General features: G+C 69.9%; 16 protein-coding genes and 1 tRNA gene. 4 read left to right on the top strand and 13 right to left on the bottom strand.

The features are described from left to right. Window positions 1–36: 36 nt before the first annotated feature. On the bottom strand, window positions 37–2,046 hold the full coding sequence (locus CLV68_RS22785; protein ID WP_121392967.1) for a bifunctional copper resistance protein CopD/cytochrome c oxidase assembly protein: 2,010 nt from the start codon (window positions 2,044–2,046) through the stop codon (window positions 37–39). A 105-nt stretch (window positions 2,047–2,151) separates the two neighbouring features. Here CLV68_RS22785 and CLV68_RS22780 point away from each other — a divergent pair, with 105 nt between their 5' ends. From CLV68_RS22780 to CLV68_RS34175, 4 genes are all read left to right on the top strand, one after another. Further along, window positions 2,152–2,700 carry a DUF3558 family protein gene (locus CLV68_RS22780; protein WP_170224542.1) on the top strand — a complete coding sequence of 183 codons (549 nt, stop codon included), beginning with the start codon at window positions 2,152–2,154 and terminating at the stop codon, window positions 2,698–2,700. A 134-nt stretch (window positions 2,701–2,834) separates the two neighbouring features. Then, a tRNA-Arg gene (locus tag CLV68_RS22775) sits at window positions 2,835–2,907 on the top strand. 628 nt (window positions 2,908–3,535) lie between these two features. Continuing rightward, a complete protein-coding gene (locus tag CLV68_RS34180; protein ID WP_170224541.1) occupies window positions 3,536–5,536 on the top strand; it encodes a DUF6541 family protein in 2,001 nt (666 codons plus the stop codon). 23 nt (window positions 5,537–5,559) lie between these two features. Next, complete coding sequence (locus CLV68_RS34175; protein ID WP_170224540.1) at window positions 5,560–6,663, top strand: DUF371 domain-containing protein; 1,104 nt, start codon at window positions 5,560–5,562, stop codon at window positions 6,661–6,663. On the opposite strand, the gene kamB is transcribed toward CLV68_RS34175, so the two are convergent. The 12 genes from kamB to CLV68_RS22710 all read right to left on the bottom strand — a co-directional run bounded on the left by kamB (window position 6,644) and on the right by CLV68_RS22710 (window position 19,605). Continuing rightward, window positions 6,644–7,303 carry a 16S rRNA (adenine(1408)-N(1))-methyltransferase KamB gene (gene kamB / locus CLV68_RS22765; RefSeq protein ID WP_483902894.1) on the bottom strand — a complete coding sequence of 220 codons (660 nt, stop codon included), beginning with the start codon at window positions 7,301–7,303 and terminating at the stop codon, window positions 6,644–6,646. The two genes, CLV68_RS34175 and kamB, sit on opposite strands and share 20 nt — an antisense overlap. A 240-nt stretch (window positions 7,304–7,543) precedes the next feature. Then, complete coding sequence (locus CLV68_RS22760; protein WP_121392964.1) at window positions 7,544–8,380, bottom strand: hypothetical protein; 837 nt, start codon at window positions 8,378–8,380, stop codon at window positions 7,544–7,546. A 270-nt stretch (window positions 8,381–8,650) separates the two neighbouring features. Further along, window positions 8,651–9,022, bottom strand: coding sequence for an STAS domain-containing protein (locus tag CLV68_RS22755; RefSeq protein WP_170224539.1), 372 nt, complete (start codon window positions 9,020–9,022; stop codon window positions 8,651–8,653). Between the two features lie 474 nt (window positions 9,023–9,496). Beyond that, window positions 9,497–9,958, bottom strand: a complete 462-nt coding sequence (locus tag CLV68_RS22750; protein WP_121392962.1) for a PPOX class F420-dependent oxidoreductase — start codon at window positions 9,956–9,958, stop codon at window positions 9,497–9,499. Further along, the gene (locus CLV68_RS22745) at window positions 9,959–10,888 is read right to left on the bottom strand and encodes an acyl-CoA desaturase (RefSeq protein ID WP_121392961.1); all 930 of its coding nucleotides are present in this window, start codon (window positions 10,886–10,888) and stop codon (window positions 9,959–9,961) included. A gap of 234 nt (window positions 10,889–11,122) precedes the next feature. After that, window positions 11,123–11,896 (bottom strand): S1 family peptidase, encoded by a 774-nt coding sequence (locus tag CLV68_RS22740; RefSeq protein ID WP_121392960.1) that lies wholly within the window; start codon window positions 11,894–11,896, stop codon window positions 11,123–11,125. Window positions 11,897–12,026: 130 nt separating this feature from the next. Then, window positions 12,027–13,001: an SMP-30/gluconolactonase/LRE family protein gene (locus CLV68_RS22735; protein ID WP_121392959.1), complete on the bottom strand. Its 975-nt coding sequence runs from the start codon at window positions 12,999–13,001 to the stop codon at window positions 12,027–12,029. Between the two features lie 17 nt (window positions 13,002–13,018). Then, a complete protein-coding gene (locus tag CLV68_RS22730; protein WP_121392958.1) occupies window positions 13,019–14,044 on the bottom strand; it encodes a phosphotransferase family protein in 1,026 nt (341 codons plus the stop codon). Further along, on the bottom strand, window positions 14,041–14,790 hold the full coding sequence (locus tag CLV68_RS22725; protein ID WP_121392957.1) for an SDR family oxidoreductase: 750 nt from the start codon (window positions 14,788–14,790) through the stop codon (window positions 14,041–14,043). The genes CLV68_RS22730 and CLV68_RS22725 overlap by 4 nt, the downstream gene beginning before the upstream one ends. Window positions 14,791–15,178: 388 nt before the next feature. After that, entirely contained in the window at window positions 15,179–16,372 is a 1,194-nt protein-coding gene (locus tag CLV68_RS22720; protein ID WP_121392956.1) for an acyl-CoA dehydrogenase family protein, read from the bottom strand. A 102-nt stretch (window positions 16,373–16,474) separates the two neighbouring features. Further along, window positions 16,475–17,683, bottom strand: a complete 1,209-nt coding sequence (locus tag CLV68_RS22715) for a S8 family peptidase (protein WP_121392955.1) — start codon at window positions 17,681–17,683, stop codon at window positions 16,475–16,477. 371 nt (window positions 17,684–18,054) lie between these two features. Beyond that, entirely contained in the window at window positions 18,055–19,605 is a 1,551-nt protein-coding gene (locus CLV68_RS22710; protein WP_211346756.1) for an acyl-CoA synthetase, read from the bottom strand. Window position 19,606: the final 1 nt, after the last annotated feature.

Here is a 19,606-nt window from a genome sequence, read left to right as displayed (position 1 = left end):
CTGTGGATGAGTCGGGGGGTTGTGGACAACTTGGGGTCAGTGCGGGTTCTTGCCGTCGGCGAGCTGGCGCAGCATGGCGTTGTAGGCGTCGAGGTCGTCGGAGGTGCCCTCGTCGACCCGGCGGTCCGAGCGGCGGGCCTCCCGGTCGTCGGCGCGCGACCACTGCACGAGCAGGGCGATGAGCACGAGCAGCAGCGGGATCTCCCCCGATGCCCAGGCGATGCCGCCGCCGAGTCGCTGGTCGGCGAGCAGGTCGGTGTTCCACGGCAGGCCGAGGCCCTGGTAGAAGCGCTCGCCGACGACGGTCTGCATGCTCATCAGGATGACCCCGAAGAACGCGTGGAACGGCATAGAGGCGAAGACCAGTCCCAGCTTGCCGAGGTGGGGCAACCTGCGCGGCGCGGGATCGATTCCGATCACGGGCCAATAGAAGATGTAGCCCACGAGGAGGAAGTGGGCGTTCATGACCAGGTGCGCCCAGTGTTCCTCTAGTGCCGAGTCGAACAAGCCGGTCAGGTAGAGGCCGTAGAACGATCCGACGAACAGCACCAACGCGACGACCGGGTGCGTGAGGAACCTAGACACCGGTGAGTGCACGAACGCCAGCAGCCACTCACGAGATCCTGGCGTTCCATCTTTACCTGCGCGCGGTAGTGCCCTCAGCGCCAGTGTCATCGGTGCGCCTAGGACAAGCAGCACCGGCGCCAGCATGGACAGCATCATGTGCGCTTCCATGTGGATGCTGAACATGGCGGGCGAGTACTTGCCGAAGCCGGACGAGGTCGCGAAGAGGACCACAAGGCACCCGGCGAGCCATGCCACCAGCCTGCCCACCGGCCACGCGACGCCCTTGGCGCGCAGCCGCAGGAACCACCGCACGTAGGCCGCGGCGAGCACGATCGCGAGAGTGCCGAAGACGAGGTCGAATCGCCACGCGAACAGCAGGTTCCCCAGCGAGGGCGCCTCGGTGAGGGGGTAGCCCAGCGCGAGCTCGACCCGGCCCGGTTCGGCGGCGCCGGTCTCCGGGGGTGGGGTCCTGGCGAGCGCGGCCGCGATGCCGATCGTCAGGAGCATGATCAGCACTTCGATCGCCGCGAGCCTCGCGAGTGCGCCACCACTACCGGTCTCTACTACCGCGCGCACTCCGCGTTCCCGTTGCAGATAACCGAAAACGCCCAAGATGAGCAGGGCGGCGGTCTTGGCCAGAACGAGGCCGCCGTACCAAGAGGTGAATAGGGCGTCCAACGGCAACCGCACCAGCGCGTTGACCACACCCGAGACCGCCATGACGATCCAGCACGCCAACGCGACCCGCGAGAACCGGGTAGCCGCCAGACCTAGGTGCTCTGCGCGACGACGACCGTGAGCGAGCAGTGCCACAAGGCCGCCGACCCATAGAGCGGCGGCGACAAGGTGGAACAAGAGGCTGTTGGTGGCCATGTCGTGCTGACCGCCGCTAGAGGAATGCCCGGTGACCGCGACGGGCACAATGCCTACGACAGCAATGACAAACAGTGCCGCGGTCCAGTTCCAGGTGAGCACGAACCGTGTCGCGATCAGCACTACGAGTGCGATCCCCGCCGTGAGCAGCCATGCCTGTGCTTGCGAGAGAGACCCAACGAGGGTGAACAGAACGTCGCCGCGTAGGACAGTCGTGATGGACCTACCGACAGCGTCAGCGGCGGTGAACGGTGCTGACACGAGCGCACCGATGAACCACACCACCGCGCCCCAGGTGGCCATGCGCAAGGCGGCGTAACCGCCGACGTCGAGAACACCGGATCGTTGCGGCGGGACAAGGAAAGCCGCGAACAACAGGCTCCCGACGGTGATGACACAGCCGATCTCGGTCAGGACCCGCACGACCGTCAACGCGTGCTCGGTGAACGCGTCCGGCGTGGGCAGGCCCTGCAAGACATACCGGTCACCACCGGACGCGGCGACGAGCGCGGCACCCACGAGGGCGGCCAGCAGCCCACCGACCACGAGCAGCGGGGCCAGGCCCGATCCCGGTCGACGGGTCTCGGTGGAGCTGTCAGCAGACACGGGTCGAGGGTAGTAGCCCGGTCCGGGCACGCCGAGAAGCGCTGATTCACAACCCGCCGTGCTTGGGTAATCACACACCGGCGGCGAGGTATTACCGTATGCGTCGTGAGGCGGACTCTTGTCGCTGTCGTCGGCATCGGCCTGCTGGCGGCGTGCGGTGCCCCGGTGGCGGGCCGCCCCGTACCCGCCGCAGGCTTCGGCGCGGTGACCCCACCCGCGACGTCAATCAGCGTTCCGTCACCGCTATCCCTCGACGGTGTGAACCTGTGTGGGCTACTGACCGCGGACGACCTCGCCCCGGCGGGCGGCCTCGTCGGCGCACCCCGCACCCGCACGGAGACGTTCCCCGAATCCTGCGGCTTCCCCCTCGGCAACGGCGCCGCCAGCGACCTCGCCCTGGTAGCCCTGCACAAACCCCTCACCCAGGTCCGCCAAGACCAACCGAACGGACACGCCGAGTCCACCCTCGGATACCCCACGTGGCTCCACTGCACAGTCACCGACGGTTACCGCACCTGCACCGCGACGGTAGAGGTCCGCCCCGACCGATCTCTCCTGGTGGCGGTCGACAAACGCGACGTATCCGAGGCCGCCCTCGTGCGTATCCTTCAGCCGCTGACCGAACACGCGGTAACCAGACTCCCGCGCGCTTAGCGCAACGGCCCTACCCCGAACGGACGCATCAGAGCGGCGTTCGTCACCCGATCAGTTCCAAGCGGAAACGGTGAGCCGCCCTCGAACGATCAGACCCGTGAGCGGACTACTGTGCGGCCTCGGCCGCACGCCCAGCCCCCGTAGCTCAGCGGATAGAGCAGGAGCCTTCTAAGCTCTTGGCCGCAGGTTCGAGTCCTGCCGGGGGCACGAGCTCTGGCGACCTGTGTTCGCGGAATGCGCGAACCAGGTCGCTCGTCATTTCATCTGGGGGGCGACCCCCAGACCCCCGAAGCCGGCGCTACGCGCGGGGCGGTGCGGGGCGCGCCGGGGGGCTCATTGTGTTGGCCACGCACGTTCGCGGAATGCGCGAACCAGGTCGCTCGTCATTTCATCTGGGGGGGGCGACCCCCAGACCCCCGAAGCCAGCGCTACGCGCGGGGTGGGGTTGGGGGCGGTGCGGGGCGCGCCGGGCGGCGCGGGGGGCTCGGCGGGGTGGGTTGGACGCGGAGTGCGGGGTGCGCCGGGGGACGGTTGCGCGGTGGGGGCTAGACGGGCCGGGGGAAGGTCGGGACGGGTCGCTCCAAGGGACCTATTTGCCCTTTGCGGGTCTGTCTACTTGGCCTGAGGTTGTCAATGACACTCACGGTGGCGGGGAGGGGAGGGCGAATACTGTTCGGCCGTTGGGTCGCGGGGGCGTGGATGCGGCGTGGCGCGGGGGTGTGCGCGTGCCCGGGAGGGGGTAGCGGAGGGTTGTCCGTGTAGCCTCGGGTCGCTCGTATGTCAAGGCTCGGGGGCACGAGCGGTCACCGAGGACACCCACCTGTGGAGTTCTGAGTTGATCGCGACTGGCGAGATGGCGTTGTTGTTCCTGACCACCGTCCTGGTCGCGGGGGTGCCCGGGGCGTTGGTGGGGTTCGCCTCCGGGTTGCGCGGGTGGGTGCTGGTGGGAACCGCGCCGGTGGTGACGTTCGGGGTCGTGGGTGTTGCCGCTCCGGTGTTGCCGAAGTTGGGGATCGCGTGGAACGCGTTGACGTTGCTCGGGGTCGCGGCGCTGTTGGCGTTGGTGGGCTTCGGGGTCAGCAGGCTCGTGCGGCGGTGGAACGGGCGTTGGGCCGAGGAAGAGCCGGTTAAGCCGACCTGGACGCGTACGCACCACCTGGCCGTGGGTGGCAGTGTGCTGTTGGGCGCGGGTATCGGGCTCTTCGCCTCTTACCGCGCTTCCCGGGGGTTCTCCGCGGTGCCGCAGTGGTTCGACGCGGCCTACCACGCCAACGCGATCCGGTTCATCGCCGACACCGGGGACTCGGCGCCATCGGCGTTGAAGATCCTGACTGACCCGGACGCGGCCTCTTACTTCTACCCGAACGCCTTCCACGCCTTGATCGCCGTCGTCCGGCAGATCGGCGGGTTCGGCGTGGTGCCCGCGCTGGACATGGCCAACGGCGCGGTGATCGCGGTGTTCGTGCTGAGCATGGCGATCCTGGTCAAGGTCTGCACCAACAGCCCGGCGCTGACCGCGGTGACGGCGGTCCTGTCCGCGGCGGTCACCACCTTCCCCTACGACATCCAGGTGTGGGGCCCGCTGTTCCCGCTGGCCGCCGGGATCGCGCTCGTGCCCGCGTTCCTCGCCCTGCTGCACCGCGCGCTGATCGAGCGCACGTTCGGACTCCTGCTCACCACCGCGCTGGCGGGCATCGGATTGCTCGCGATCCACTCCAGCGTCGCCGTGGCCGCGATCCTGTTCGGTGGTGTCCTGCTGCTCCAGCACTGGATCACGAACCGGCGGCGGATCCTGCCCGATCTCGCCGCGGGCGCGGTGATCGCCGTGCTCGCGGTCGTCATCGGATTCGGCCAGATCTCGGCGTTCCTGGGGATCACGGTCTCCAGCGAGGACGTGGCGTGGCCACCGACGGCGCTGCCTTCCGACGGGTTCGGCAGGCTCTTGGGCGCCTCGCGCGCAGTGGGCTACCCGGCGTGGGCGGCGCCCTATAGCGCTACCTATCCGGCTTGGTGGTTCACGGCCGCGCTGATCGTTGGGCTTATCGGCGTGCGGAAGGCGAAGTTCCGGCCGCTGTACTGGTGGCTGCTGGGTGGGTTGGCGTTCACCGTCCTCTACATCGGGGTCGCCGGGTACTCGGCACCGCTGGTGCGCGCGCTGAGCAGGCCGTGGTGGAACGACCCGTGGCGGATCGCGGCCCTGGCCACACCGGGTTTGATCGTGCTGGCGGCCATCGGTGTCATCACCTTCCGGGACAGCCTGGTGACGCTGTACCAGAAGGTCACGGCGAAGAGGGAATCCACGGAACGCCAACGCGTTCTCCTCCCGGTCATCGCGCTAGGCGTGGTCGTTGTCCTCTTCGGTGCGCTGACCCGTGGCTTCTACCTGCCGCGGAACACCGACCGTCTGCGTTGGCTCTACCTCGACGGGCCGGTCGTGTCGCACACCAAGCTGGAAGCGATGGACTGGCTGGAGAAGAACGTGCCGAAGGGCACGGTCGTGGCCAACGACCCGCACGACGGCTCGCCGTGGATGTGGGCGATCGACGGGGTGCAGCCGCTGTTCAAGGTGTCGGTGATCGGGCCGGTCCTGCCGCGCAAGGACGGCAGCAACGACGCCGGGGTCATCCTGAACCGGCTCAACGACCTGGACACCGACAGCACGGTCCGGCGCGCGGTGGACAACCTGAAGGTCAGCTACGTGTTCGTCAGCAAGGGCTCGGTCAAGGCGGACCCGATGGCGCCGGTCGCCGCGGGGCTGCAGGACCTCGACGAGGTCAGCGGGTTGCGCGAGGTCTACCGGAACGCGGACTCGACGATCTACGAGGTCGTCAGGTAGCGGCTGGTCGGGGAGGGGCACCGGTGACCGATCTGGTGCGGCTGCGCTGCCGCGGGCACCACGACATCCGCGCGACCCACGGCAAGACGCTGGAGTTCACCGCGGACACCGCGATCACCGGCCGCGCGACCTGCGTGGTCGGGGTCGCGGGCGAGGTGGTCGGCCAGGCGCCGCCCGCGATCGCCGGGCCGGTGCTGATCACCCTCAGCGCCGGTGGCGAATGCGCGACCGTGCGGGCGGTGGCGAACTCGCGGTGGCGGCCGGGCGGGAGCGCGGTGGTCCGGCGCAGTGGTCAACGGCTGCCGAACACGCTCGCGACCGACGCCGATCTGTCTTCGGCGGATCTCCCCCGCGCCCTGGTGGCGGCACTGTCCGATCCGGACGCCGTAGTGGACGTTGCAGTGGCTAGAGCGGAGACTTCCCGCACTCACCTCGTGCGCTACCGAGCCACAGTCGGGCCTGACGACCGGTTGAGCGCCGAGTGCGCTGCCGCCGACGTGATCCTTGCGGAGGACTCCGGGGCGCGGGCATTGGTTGGTGCTCTGGGCTTCACGGCTTCTCGAGAGGCCGATCCGGTGGGCCGCGTGTTGGCTGTATCCACTGTGGACGGTGTAGGTGCGGCGGTGTCGACGTTGTTGGCGGATAGTCCCACCGTGGAGGTGTTGGGCCTGCCGCCCGAGTTGGCCGTGGCGGGCGCGGCACCACAAGAGGCGCCGGTGCTCGTAGCCACCGGGTTGTCCCGCCGGGACGCGATCAAGTTGGCGGCCGCGACCCGTACGGCGCGGGTGGTGTTCACGTGCCCCGCGAGCGACCTGTCCCGTTGGCTCGCTGATGCCCAACGGCTCGCGGGTAACACCCACGCGAGCGTTATGGCCCTGGATGAACGCCCCACCTGGGGTCCGATCTCGGCCATCGCGGACCTCAGCGGGTCGGCGGACGTGTGGTGCGCCCTGGATCCGACGTCGGGACCCGTCACCGTGGACGTCGACGTGGCCGGGCTGCTCACCGCGCTGCTCGGGCAGGACGTGTCCTCCACGACGCTGGTCCGGGCGTTGGCGGGACAGCCGGGCTGGTCGCGCAAGCAGGCGTACGACTACGTGCTGGGGCTCACCCCGCGCTCGGGTTGATCCGGCCGGTGAGGGCCAGGACGTCGAGCTGGTCGCGGGACGAGTTGAGCCTGCGGGTCCACGAGGTGGCCAGGGCGGCGATCGCCTCGGCGTCGAGGTAGGCGGCCGAGTCGAGGTGCCAGCCCGCGGCCTTGAGCGCGGGTCCCAGGTCCTCGACCGCGGACTCCGGCGTCGGCTCGGCGTGCGTGCCGACCTCGGGCACCGGCGGGCGCCAGGCGTGCAGGTTCAGCGAGATCAGGAACGTGGCGTCCGGCGCGCAGACCCCCGCGAGACCGGCCAGCATCGCCGGGTCCGACCCCAGGACGCCGCGCAGGAGGCTGCCCCACGGCATGAGCACGTGCAGCTCCGTGATCCCGTCCAGCCCCCTGGGCAGCTGCTCGGCGGCGGCCCACAGGTACAGCAGGTTCGGCAGGCCGCCCTTCTTCGGCGCGGCACTGGCCCTGGTCGCGGCCTTGCGCATGTTGTCCTTGGCCGCGTCCAGCCCGATCACCAGCAGCTCGGGGTGCGCCTTGGCCAGGTGCAGCGGGTGCTTGCCGTCGCCGGTGCCCACGTCGAGCACCGCCCCCGAGTAGCGGCCGCGCAGGTCGGCGAACGCCCCCTCGTCGACCTCCACGACCTGCTTGCCGGTGACACGACGCAGGGCGGCGGGCGTGGAACCGGGCAGGGCGGCGGGCGTGGAACTGGGCATGGCGGCGAGCCTAGGACAGGGTCGAGCCCCGGGGCCTTGTGGGCCACCGGGGCTCGGCGATCACGCACACCACCACCCGATCACGGGTGGACGGCCTGCTCGGCGGGGCAGATAGCCCTACCGCACACTTGTCGACTCGTCCGGGAGGACGGGTCGGGCTCTCCCGACAAGCCCGAACCGGTCAGTGCCCGGTCAGGCCGTCTCCGGGCCGCCGGGCAGGGTCGGCAGGGCACCGCCGAGGTCCGGCAGGGACGGCACGCTGCCGGACAGGTCCGGGGTGAGCAGGGCGTCGCCGACGACGGGCAGGTCAGGCAGGTCGGGGATGACCGGGAGGTCGCCGCCGGTGAGATCGGTGAGGTCGGTGAGATCGGGCAGGGTGCCCGGGGTCGGCAGGCCACCGGGGATCGGCAGGGTTCCGGGGTTGGGCAGGCCACCGGGGATCGGCAAGGTGCCCGGGTCGGGCAGGCCACCGGGAATGGGCAGGCTGCCGGGGATCAAGGTGCCGGGGATCGGCAGACCACCGGGAATGGGCAGGCCACCCGGGATGGGCAGCGTGCCGGGGTTCGGCAGGGTCCCCGGGATCGGCACGGTGCCCGGAGTCGGCAGGGTGCCCGGGATCGGGAGGCCGCCGGGGATCGGGAGGCCGCCCGGCAGCGCGGCGGTCAGCTGGTTGATGAGGGTGGTGACCAGGTTGAGCAGGCTGGCGACCAGGGTCGGGTTGATCGGGCCGGGGATCGGCAGGATCCGCTGGACCTCGGCGGCCTTGGTGTCGGCCGGGTCGGCCAGGTCGGTGGCGCCGCAGGCGCGGATGTGGTTGAGGGTGGCCCGCAGGCCGGTGACGGCCGTGCCGAGGGTCACGTCGTCGGTGGCGGCGGCCAGGTCGTTGTAGGCGACGGTCAGCTCTTGCAGCTGGGCGGCCCTGTTGTCGTGGTCGGCCGGTGTCGCGGCGGAGGCAAGACCCGCCCCGGTCGCTGTCAGCACGCTCGCGGCCGCGACTGCGGTCACGAACCGCGCGAGGTGGCGATTCATCGGGATTCCTCTCGGGCTGGGCGTTTCCGTTCCGTCCAACGGCTACCAGCTCGGGGTGGGGGTGACCGGATGATCAGGGGTGGCCCGCTCGGTGGTGGACTCCGCTGCGGGGTCGACACGCTCGGTCGGAGCGCGCTCACCGAGTGCGCATGCCCCGCCCGGGTGGGTGTTCGAATAACGGACGGCGACCGCGACTCGCTCGATCGAGCTAATACCGGACGCGGAGGAGCAAATACCGCCGGGGAATGCGCGCGGCCTATCTCGGTCCGATCACCAGCGGGCGCCGGAGCGCGGTTCCAGCGCCGAGTCGAGGGTCGGGTAGACCGCGACGAGGTCGCGCACGCCGGTCACGTGCATGGTGTGCAGCGCGGGGCCCATCGGGGCGGCGACGCGCAGCAGCTTGCCCCGGTGCAGGCAGTGGTAGTGGGCGCGGACGATGAGAGGGGCGGCGCCGACGCTGAGGTAGGTGACCTCGCACAGGTCGACGATCACGAAGCGCTTGACGGTGTTCTCGGCGCACGCGTCCTCGACCTGTTCGCGCCACGGGCGCTCGGTCACCATGTCGATCCGGCCGACCGCGCTGACCACGACGGCCGAGCGGGTGCCCCTGATGGTCACCGCCAACGGCTCGCGCGGGTTCACCGGGGACCTCCCTCGGGGCGCTGACGGACGGAAACGATCACCGACGCGGAGCACCGCTCGAGTTCGCCGGACTATATCCCGATTGTTGCCGGCCACCCGCGCATGACGCGACCCCGTGCGCAAGACCACAGGAAAATTGCGTCTGATTCAGTGAATTGTGCGTTGATTCCGCTGTCGCTTTCCCGCTATGTCAACGCTCAGTGGTCCTCGGCGCCCGGGCCACCCGCACGGCCCTGACCCGACCCGGCTCCCCCGCCGCGTGCCGCTCCCCCGCCACCCGGGCAGCCTCTCCCGCAGCAGGTCCCTCGGCGGCCTTGGCCCAGACCAGATCCCTCAGTTCCACCGACATACCCGGTCGATCGGCCGAATGGAGCACTTCGTTACCGAACGCAACTGTGCATCACCCGATAGAATGAGTAACTGCGTGATCTGTGGAGTGATCATGCGTGGTGTCGTCATCACTCGAGCAGACCGCTACGGCGCCAGACCCGGCGGGAAGCCGCCCGTCGCGATGGGTCCCCACCCGGTGATGGTGAGGCGGAGGAGGCACTTGCCCTGCCGGACCATCGCGGCGCGGTAGTCGTCCCAGTCGGGGTGTTCACCGGAGATGGAGCGGTAGTAGGCGACCAGGGGGTCCAGGGCCTCAGGTAGGTCAAGGACCTCGGCCTGGGCGTCAACTTGGACGTAGGGGCCGTTCCAGTCGTCGGAGAGGGCGCATAGAGACGCCGTAGGGGTCCGACGAAGGTTGGTCGCCTTCGCGCGAGAGGGGTAGGTGGAAATGACCACGCGCCCGTCGTCGTCCACGCCGTAGGTGACCGGGGACATCTGCGGGGCCCCGGAGGCCCGATAGGTGACTAGGACGCAGCGGTTGCGTTGGCGCAAGAACGCCACGAGCGCGTCACGGTCGGGCGTGTGTGCCGTGGCCGTCCTCGGCAACTACTTCGCCAGCTTCGCGAGGCGCTCGCGGGTGGGCCAGCGGACCTCGGTGGCCCAGCCGAGCTTCTCGAAGATCCAGATGACCCTGGCCGAGATGTCGACCTGGCCGCGCCGCACGCCGTGGCGGGCCGAGGTCGGGTCGGCGTGGTGCAGGTTGTGCCACGCCTCGCCCATGGACAGCACGGCGAGCGGCCAGAAGTTGGTGGCCTTGTCCCGGGAGCGGAACGGGCGGTCGCCGATGATGTGGCAGATCGAGTTGACCGACCAGGTCACGTGGTGCAGGAACGACACCCGCACCAGCCCGGCCCAGAAGAACGCGGTGACCGCGCCCCACCAGGACCAGGTGATCAGGCCGCCGAGCAGCGCGGGCGCCAGCAGGGTGACGGCGGTCCACAGGCCGAACTGGCGGTGCACCCGGCGCATGTCGGGGTCGGCGAGCATGTCCGGGGCGAACCGCTCGGCGTTGGTGAGGTTGCGGTCGAACACCCAGCCCATGTGCGCGTGCCAGAAGCCGCGGGCCAGCGCGGCCGGGGAGGTGCCGAACAGCCACGGGGAGTGCGGGTCGCCCTCGCGGTCGGAGAACGCGTGGTGGCGGCGGTGGTCGGCGACCCAGTGCAGGATCGGGCCCTGCAGCGCCATGCTGCCCACGATGGCCAGGCCGACCCGCACCGGGCGGGTCGCCTTGAAGGAGCCGTGGGTGAAGTAGCGGTGGAAGCCGACGGTGACCCCGAGGCAGGTGAAGGTGTAGAAGAACGCGGCGAGCGCCACGTCGACCCAGCCGAGGCCCCAGCCCCAGGCGAGCGGGACGGCGGCGACCAGCGCGACGAACGGGACCAGGATGAACAGGTAGGTGCCGATCTGCGGCCAGTGCGCCCGCGGTGCCCCGAACATCGGTTTCGGCCCCGCGCTGCCCTCGACGGTCGCGGTCATCTCCGTGCCTCCAGCCTGGACGCCGGTACCCACTCGGGTACTCGCTCGGCGGTAAGCAAACCAGGCACCGGTCGGGACACCAAGGGGTTGCTTGCCGGTGTGCTGTCCGGTATGTCGGCTACCCCGGCCGGTGAGCGATGCGTCACAGCTGGTGGGGCCCGCGAACGCGAGCCTGGTGCGTCCGCGGGCCGTCACAGGGTTTCATCCCGGCGTAGCCGGGTGGACGAACGGTCGTCAGGCGAGCGCCGTGATCGCCGCGGTAATCGCGGGCAGGTAGGCGGAGACCTCGGTGTAGATGCCGGGGAACTGCGGGCGGGCGCATCCGATCCCCCAGCTGACGATGCCAACCTGGCGCAGGACGCCGCTGGAGTCCTTCGCGACCATAGGGCCTCCCGAGTCGCCCTGGCAGGTATCGACTCCACCGGCGCCGACCACTCCCGCGCACAGCATTCCGGCCGCGACGAACGAGTAGCCGTACCGGGTGTAGAGACCGCCGCAGGTGGCGTCATCGACGTAGGGGACGTCAGCGTGCAGCAGGTAGCGCTGTTGCTCGCCACCCTCTAGTGCCGCACCCCAGCCCATCACGCGGAAGGGACCGGTGGTCACCAGCGTCGATTGCAGCTTGATGACCGGGTACGGCGCTTTGCGTGCCAGCTTGATGAGCGCCCAGTCGGAGCCGCGGCCCGCGACCGTGTAGTCCGGGGACCGGTAGATGTAGGCCGAGTCGATGATGTCGGCCTTGGGGCTCTCCAGGTCCACGACCCCGAATGTCGCCTCTACGCGGGTGTCCGGCCCGGTCTCGCTGACGCAGTGGGCGGCGGTCAGCACGATGGTGGGCGTGACGAGGGAACCGCCGCAGCCCATGGAGAGCCGGGTGAGCCAGGGGTAGGCGCCCTGCGGGGCGGGCACACCCCCGACGACCTTGTCGGGGACCTCGCCCCGCGCGGGCGCGGTGAGGGCTGCGACCAGGGCGAAGCCGAGGACCGCGGCTCGCAGGAGCTTGCGCATGGGGTCTCCCCAACTCGGTGGATCACGGAACGCCACCACCAGGTAGCGCTGCGTCGATCGTGCCGCGCGGGTGGGTGCGTCGCCCGGTAGCCACCGGTGTGGGGGACGTCCGGTCCCCGATCGTGCGGCCTCAGGGGAGGTCGAACGACGCGACCGCGCGGCCCTCCAGGCTGCCGAGGTGGACCCGGCCACCGTGTTCGCGGACGCCGGTGACCATGTGGAACCCGGGTGTGGTGCCGAAGAAGTCGTGCGCGACGGCACCGGTGGCGAAGTCGATCGCGCGGACCCAGACGACGCGCTTCTCCCTGGGGTGCAGGCGTTCCGGGACCCGCCAGACCAGCTTGCGCAGCACCGGCGGGGTGCGCAGGAGCAGGTCGACCACGGGGTCGCGGGGGCTGGCCATCGCGATCCACAGCAGACCGTCCGACCCGGTGGAGGTGTTGTCCGGGAACGCGGGCAGGTTGTCGGCGAGCACGTCCGAGTGACCCTGGCGGTCACCGGTGAGCCAGACCCGGCGCAGGCAGTACTCCCCCGTCTCGGCCACGACCACACTGGACCCGTCCGGGGCGAGGGCGACGCCGTTGGCGAAGTGCAGGCCGCGCAGCAGGGTGTGGACGGTGCCGTCCGGGTCGCGGCGGAGCAGTTGGCCGGTACCCGCGTGCTCCAAGAGGTCTGCCTTCCAGAACTCCAGGTCGAACCGGTCGGTGGAGTTCGTGAAGTAGATGGTGCCGTCAGCGGCAACGGCGGCGTTGTTGCAGACCCGCAGGTTGGGCCCGGCGGGGACAAGAACCTCGACGTCGCCCGCGGAGACCAGCAGCAGGCCGCGATCGGCGTCGCACACCAGCAACCGCCCGTCTGGGAACCACTCGATACCCAGCGGCCGACCACCGGTGTCCGCGATCACGTCGACCCGACCGTCCGCGATGCGAAGGATGCGGCCGTCCTCGACACCGGTGATAACGCGGCCCTCAGTGTCGACCAAGACGTCCTCGGTGCCCTTGCCGTCGACAGGACGCACGGTGAGCGGCGGCAGGTTGGGCGTACGCGGGGGCTTACCCGCACGCGGTGCGCGCCAGACGACAGGTTCTATGTTCGGCCGGGCCATGGGGAACTCCTTAGCTGTTAGCGAATGATCTCGCGGCAGCGCCATTCGAGGTAAGAGACGAACGTCCAGAAGTCCTGGAAGGCCGGGTTGTGGGTCTGGCCGTGGTGGTAGCGGTAGTAGATCTGCTGCATGATCACCGCCAGCCGGAACAGGCCGAACACCTCGTGGAACGCGGCCAGTCGCAAGCCGGTCCGCTCGGCGTAGTGCTCGACGAGCTCGGCGCGGGTCGGCATGCCGGGCAGGTGCGTTGGCTGCCTGCGGGCGCGCTGGAAGAACTCGTCGTCGTCGGCCTGGATCCAGTACGCGAGGGCGCCGCCGAGGTCCATCAGCGGGTCACCGAGGGTGGCCATCTCCCAGTCGAGGACCCCCGCGACAGCGAGGTCGGCGTCGAGCACGACGTTGTCGAACCGCCAGTCGTTGTGGATGACCACGGTGGCGACGTCGTCGGGCCGCTCGCGCGCCAGCCAGGCGGTGACCCCGGCGAAGTCCGGCACGTTCGGGGTCCGCGCTGCGGTGAACCGCTCGGTCCAGCCGCGGACCTGCCTGGCCACGTACCCGGCGCCCTTGCCGAGGTCGGCGAGCCCGGCGGCGGAGGGGTCGACGCGGTGCAGGTCGACGAGGCGGTCGACCAGGGTGGTGGCCAGGGCGCGGGCCTGGGGCGGGGTGAGGGTCATGCCCTGGGGGAGGTCGCCGCGCAGGATCGTGCCGGGGACGCGTTCCATGAGGTAGAAGTCGCTGCCGAGCACGCCGTGGTCCTGGCAGAGGGCGATGACCTCGGGGACGTAGGGGTAGACGGGCTTGAGTTGGCGCTGGACCCGGTACTCGCGGCGCATGTCGTGCGCGGAGGCGGCTTTGCGTCCTAGCGGCGGGCGGCGTAGGACCAGTTCACGGTCGGGGTAGCGCAAGAGATAGGTCAGATTCGAGGCACCGCCTGGGAACTGGGTCACCTCGGGCTCGGTCGCCGGTAGGTCTAACGTGCCGCGCAGCCAGGCGTGCACGGCCGTTGCGTCGAACAAGTCCTCGGGTCGCACCGGCACCGTCATGACAGCCTCGCCACCACCCCGAGCGGCAACGCACGCATCGCAACCGCCAAGACCGCCCACGGCCAGGCCGGAACGCACGCCGTTGCGGACTCCCGCTCGATGGCGCGCACCATTGCTCGCACCCCGGTGGCGGTGTCCGAGATCAGGGGTGTGTTGCGGACCTTCTCGTTCATCTCGGAACGGATGTACCCGGGGAACAACGTTGTCACCTTGATCGGCGTCCGCAGGGTGTCGGCCCGAATGCCCTCGGCCAGTGCGGCGACACCGGCTTTGCTTGCGGCGTAGGTGGACAGATTGCGCGGGAGGCCCCGCATCGCGCTCATGGACGAGACGACGACCAGGTGGCCCGCGTTCTGCTCGCGGAACGCGGTCATGGCCGCCTCGCACTGGGCCAGCGCCGCCACGAAGTTCGTCTCGGCGGTCTGCTTGTTGGCGTGGAAGTAGCCGGTACCGAGCGGCTGCCCCTTGCCGAGCCCCGCGTTGACGATCACCCGGTCGAGGGAACCCAACTCAGCCCTCGCCTCGGCGAACACCCGGAAAACAGCATCATGATCGGTGACGTCGAGCGCCTTGACCAGCACGGTGATGCCGGGGTTCGCGGTGAGCAACTGCTGCCGGACCTGCGCCAGCCGATCAGTGCGCCGGGCAGCGAGGACGAGATCGCGCCCCTTGGCGGCGAACTGCTTCGCCATCTCCGCGCCCAAACCGGAACTGGCACCGGTGATGAGGATGTTCTTCCTGGACAAGACATCTCCTCGTTACGCCGGGGATTGAGGTCGAGTAAAGCCGATCTGTCCACAGTGGCGTGTTCGACCAGGATCGCGGACTTGTCCACAACGCGCCGAACCATCCACAGCCCGAGCGCGACCCTATTGACAGAACGCCGCGCGCGATATTCTCAGGAATGGGGCCCCGGGAGGGTGGGCCCCGGAGCGGAGTTGATCTTGATCGGCGGCGGGGGCGGTCTTCGCGGCGGGCGGAGGCGGTCTTCGCGGCGGGCCGGCTGTCGGGGGAGGGGGTGTGGGGCGGGGGTTTGCGGGAGGTTGAGTCCAGACTTCGAGGCCGGGTCGGGGTTTGGGGTGCGCGGTGACGCTGCGTTCGGTGCGAGGCGTGAGGTCGGGGTTGCGGGCGGGGTCATGGGCGGTACTTCTGGAGTTCCAGGCGGGCGATGAGGGACTGGTGGACCTCGGTGGGGCCGTCGGCGAGGTGGAGGGCGCGGGCGGTGGTGTAGGCGGCGGCCAGGGGGTAGTCGTCGGTGAGGCCCGCGGCGCCGTGGAGTTGGATGGACATGTCGATGACGGCGGTGGCCATGGTGGGGACGGCGACCTTGATCTGGGAGATCTCGGAGCGGGCGGCGGCCGGGCCCAGGGTGTCGAGTTTCCAGGCGGCGTGCAGGACCAGGAGGCGGGCCTGGTCGATGGCGATGCGGGCGTTGGCGATGCGTTCGCGGTTGCCGCCCAGGTCCGACAACGGTGTGCCGAAGGCGACGCGGTTGGTCGCGCGGGTGCAGGCCAGTTCCAGGGCGCGTTCGGCCAGGCCGACCAAGCGCATGCAGTGGTGCACGCGGCCTGGCCCCAACCGGCCTTGGGCGATCTCGAAGCCACGGCCCAAACCCGCGATGACCGAGTCCAGCGGCACGCGCACATCGGTGAAGCTGACCTCACCGTGACCGTAAGGCTCATCGTGCCGACCTAGCACGGGCAGCATGCGCTCGATCTTGACGCCAGGGGTGTCGAGCGGGACTAGGACCATGGAGTGCTGTGCGTGCCTAGGGGCACCGGGATCGGTCAGGCCCATGAAGATGACCACCGAGCAGTTGGGGTGACCCAGGCCAGTGGAGAACCACTTCGTGCCGTTGAGCACGACCTCGTCGCCATCCGGCACGGCGGTGGCAGCCATGTTGGTCGCGTCAGAAGAGGCCACGTCAGGCTCGGTCATGCAGAACGCCGAGCGGATACGGCCGTCGAGCAGCGGTACGAGCCAACGGTCCTGTTGAGCCTGACTCCCATAGAGGTGCAGCACCTCCATGTTGCCCGTGTCAGGCGCGTTGCAGTTGAACACCTCTGGCGCCAACGGCGAGCGGCCCATCACCTCGGCAAGCGGCGCGTACTCCACTGTGGACAACCCGGACGCACTAGACAGGAACAGGTTCCACAACCCCTGCTCCCGAGCCCTAGCCTTCAGGTCAGCGACAAGAGGCGGCACGACCCACGGGTCAGCCGCGAGCGCGCGGTGGTACTCGACCTCCACCGGCTCGATCTCGTCGCGGACGAAGGCGGCGACCCGTTCCCGGTAGTCGGCCGCTCTCGCCGAGTGTGCGAAGTCCACGCCGCGCCCCCTTGCCGAGCACAAGTTACCGATGGGTCAACTTAGCCGGAAAGGGCGGTGGCCCGCACCCCCTGCAAGGAGTGCGGGCCACCGGCTCGGAGGTCAGGAACCCACGTGGAGCAGCTTGTTCGGGGTCCCGGAACTCGGGTTGGTGATCTTGCCGGACGAGGCGCCGCCGACCAGGGCCGAGGCGACCTCGGCCGGGCCTGCCGACGGGTTCTCCGCCAGGTACAGCGCGGCGGCGCCGGTCACGTGCGGGGTGGCCATCGAGGTGCCGCTGATCTTGTTGGTCGCGGTCGTGCTGCCGATCCAGGACGAGGTGATGCCCACGCCGGGGGCGTAGATGTCGACGACCGAGCCGTAGCTGGAGAACTGGGCCTGGCTGTCGTCCTCGCCGGATGCGGCGACGGTGATCGCCTCGGCGACCCGCGCGGGCGAGTAGCCGCTGGCGTTGTCGCTGGAGTTGCCCGCCGCGACGGCGAAGGTCACCCCGGCGGACACGGCGCCCTTGACGGCCTGGTCGAGCGCGTCGTCACCGGGACCACCGAGGCTCATGTTGGCGACCGAGGCGCCGCTGTGGTTCTCCGCGACCCACTCGATGCCCGCGACGACGCCCTCCGTGCTGCCGCTGCCGTTGGCGTCGAGCACCCGGACCGGGACGATCTTGACGCCCTTGGCGACCCCGTACTCCTCGCCGCCGATGGTGCCCGCGACGTGCGTGCCGTGACCGTTGCCGTCGTCCGGGTCGTCGTCGTTGTCGATCGCGTCGAAGCCGCCGGACGCGCGGCCGCCGAAGGTCTGGTGGGCGGTGTTGACGCCGGTGTCGATCACGTACGCGGTGACGTCGGCCGCCTCACCCGGGTAGGTGTAGCTGTCGTCGAGCGGCAGGTCGGCCTGGTCGATGCGGTCCAGGCCCCACGACGGCGGGTTCTCCTGGGTGCCGGTCGCGTGGAAGCGCTGGTTGGCCTGCACATAGGCGACCTTGGGGTCCGCGGCGATCTCGGCGGCCTGCTCGGCGGACATGGTCGCGGAGAAGCCGGTGAGCACGGTGTCGTACTCGCGGTGGACGGTCGCGCCGTACTGGCTCGCGAGGGTGCTCGCCTGGGCGCTGACACCGCTTCCCCGCAGAGCGGTGTCCTTGAGAACGACGATGTAGCTGTCGGCCACGGCCTGCGCCGACCCGGCGTACCGGACCTGGCCCTGCGCGGCTTGCGCGGTGGGGGTGATGGCGACAGCAGCGATAGCCGCAGCGCCGACGAGTGCGAAACCAGCAGCGAGCCGGCCCCGACGACCTTCGCGCCTCGTAGTCATGGAAGACCTTTCGATAGCCCCGACAGAGCACTTCCGACACCGACTCGGTGTCGTTGTGTGAGTGATATGCAACGCCCAGTCGCGAATTGCCTCAACAGTTGCCACTTGCCACATGTACGCCGATCGGATGAAGTGGACTAGCCTGTTGGGCGCAGCACTCAACACATCGAATACCCATCGGTAACATGGTGATCGAGCATCAAACAGGCAGCTCAGAGCACATACAAGGTTGTCTGTTAACCAAGTTGGCCATCGTTGCGTGAACGTGAACCAAATCTGGGAAAATCGTCGACAGTTCGACCGTCGAATAAGTGGCGCGGCGGCGATTGTCCCGACCGCGGAGGGTTGCGGCGCCGGAAAGGGCCGTGATATCAGCCGAGTTCTTTGCGGAGGAGTTTGCCGGTCGCGTTGCGCGGCAACTCGTCGAGGAACACGACGTCTCGCGGCACTTTGAACCGGGCGAGGTTGGTCCGGACGTGCTCGCGCAACCGCTCCTCGGTGACCGTCGAGCCTGGCTCCAGGACCACGTACGCCTTGAGCCGCTGCCCGAACTCCGCGTCGGCCACGCCGACGACCGCCGCCTCGACCACGCCGGGATGGGCGACGAGCAGGTTCTCGATCTCGCCGGGGAAGACGTTCTCGCCACCAGAGACGATCATGTCGTCGTCCCGGCCGTCGATGAACAGCCTGCCGGAGGTGTCGAAGTGGCCGACGTCCCCCGTGGACAGCAGGCCGCCGATGACCTCCTTGTGCCTGCCGTCGGTGTAGCCGCCGAAGGCCAGGCCGCTGCCCGCGAAGACGCGCCCGGTGACCTCCGGCTCGGTGATCGCGTTGCCTTCGGCGTCGTAGAGGGCGACCCTGCAGCCGACCGGCGGCTTGCCGACCGTGCCCGGCGCGTCCCGCCAGTCCTGGGGGGTGGCGACCGAGGCGACCGACACCTCCGTCGAGCCGTAGAGGTTGTGCACGACGTCGCCGAACACCCGGGTGGCGCGGTTGCCCAGCTCCGGCGACAGCGCGGACCCGGCGGTGAACACGACGCGCAGACTGGCGGTGTCGTAGCGGCTGATCACGTCGTCGCCGAGGTCGAGGACGCGCTGGAGCATGGTCGGCACCAGCACGAGCGCGGTGGCCCGGTGCTCGGCGATGGCGGCGAGGGTGGCCTCGGGGTCGAACTTGCGGCGCAGCACGACGCGGGACCCGAGCGCGAACGAGATGATGAACTGCGAGAAGCCGGTGGCGTGGAACAGCGGCGCGGCCAGGACGGTCGCCTCACCGGTGCGCAGCGGGATGCGGTCGAGGAACTGGGCGGCGGCCAGCGGGGACCGGACCTGGCGGGGCGCGCCCTTGGGGGTGCCGGTGGTGCCGCTGGTGAGCAGCACCATGCCGCCGGGTTGTCGGGGCATCGGGACGGCGCGGTCGTCGGTCTTGGCGATGAGGTCTTCGAGGGTGGTGCCGTCGGTCGGGCCGTCGACCCAGGCCAGGTAGCTGGGCAGGGTCCGGGGCAGGGCGTCGACGAGCGGGGCGAACTCCTGGTCGTGGACGAACACCGTCACGCCCTCGCGCTCGGCGACGTCGACCAACTGCGGGCGGGCGAAGCCGGTGTTCATCAGCAACAACCGGGCACCGAGCTTGCTGGCCGCCAGCATCGTCTCCACCGCGCCCCGGTGGTCGCGGGCCAGCAGCGCCACGACCGAGTCCGCGGTGACCCCGCGCTCGGCGAACGCCCTGGCCAGCGCGTTGGACCGGCGGTCGAGTTGGGCGAAGGTCAGGCTGCCGCGCTCGTCGACCAGACCGACCGCGGCCTGGTCCCTGGTGGCGGCGATCCGGGCGGCACCGGCGATCGGGCCGAGCCTGCGCATCGCGACCATCGACCCGAGCACGTGGTCCGGGCGGCTCAGCGGCACCAGCCCGGCGCGGCGCATG

It is taken from the genome of Actinokineospora cianjurensis (assembly GCF_003663795.1).
GTDB lineage: Bacteria > Actinomycetota > Actinomycetes > Mycobacteriales > Pseudonocardiaceae > Actinokineospora > Actinokineospora terrae.
The sequence above is the reverse complement of the archived record's forward strand: the minus strand, read 5'-3'. Positions and strand labels throughout refer to the sequence as shown.

What these genes read in the sequence shown, in the direction of transcription:
- CLV68_RS22760 (WP_121392964.1), bottom strand. Translation starts at nt 8,380, where the DNA reads ATGAATCGCCACCTCGCGCGGTTCGTGACCGCAGTCGCGGCCGCGAGC.
- CLV68_RS22745 (WP_121392961.1), bottom strand. Translation starts at nt 10,888, where the DNA reads ATGACCGCGACCGTCGAGGGCAGCGCGGGGCCGAAACCGATGTTCGGG.
- CLV68_RS22740 (WP_121392960.1), bottom strand. Translation starts at nt 11,896, where the DNA reads ATGCGCAAGCTCCTGCGAGCCGCGGTCCTCGGCTTCGCCCTGGTCGCA.
- CLV68_RS22735 (WP_121392959.1), bottom strand. Translation starts at nt 13,001, where the DNA reads ATGGCCCGGCCGAACATAGAACCTGTCGTCTGGCGCGCACCGCGTGCG.
- CLV68_RS22730 (WP_121392958.1), bottom strand. Translation starts at nt 14,044, where the DNA reads ATGACGGTGCCGGTGCGACCCGAGGACTTGTTCGACGCAACGGCCGTG.
- CLV68_RS22715 (WP_121392955.1), bottom strand. Translation starts at nt 17,683, where the DNA reads ATGACTACGAGGCGCGAAGGTCGTCGGGGCCGGCTCGCTGCTGGTTTC.
- CLV68_RS22710 (WP_211346756.1), bottom strand. Translation starts at nt 19,605, where the DNA reads ATGCGCCGCGCCGGGCTGGTGCCGCTGAGCCGCCCGGACCACGTGCTC.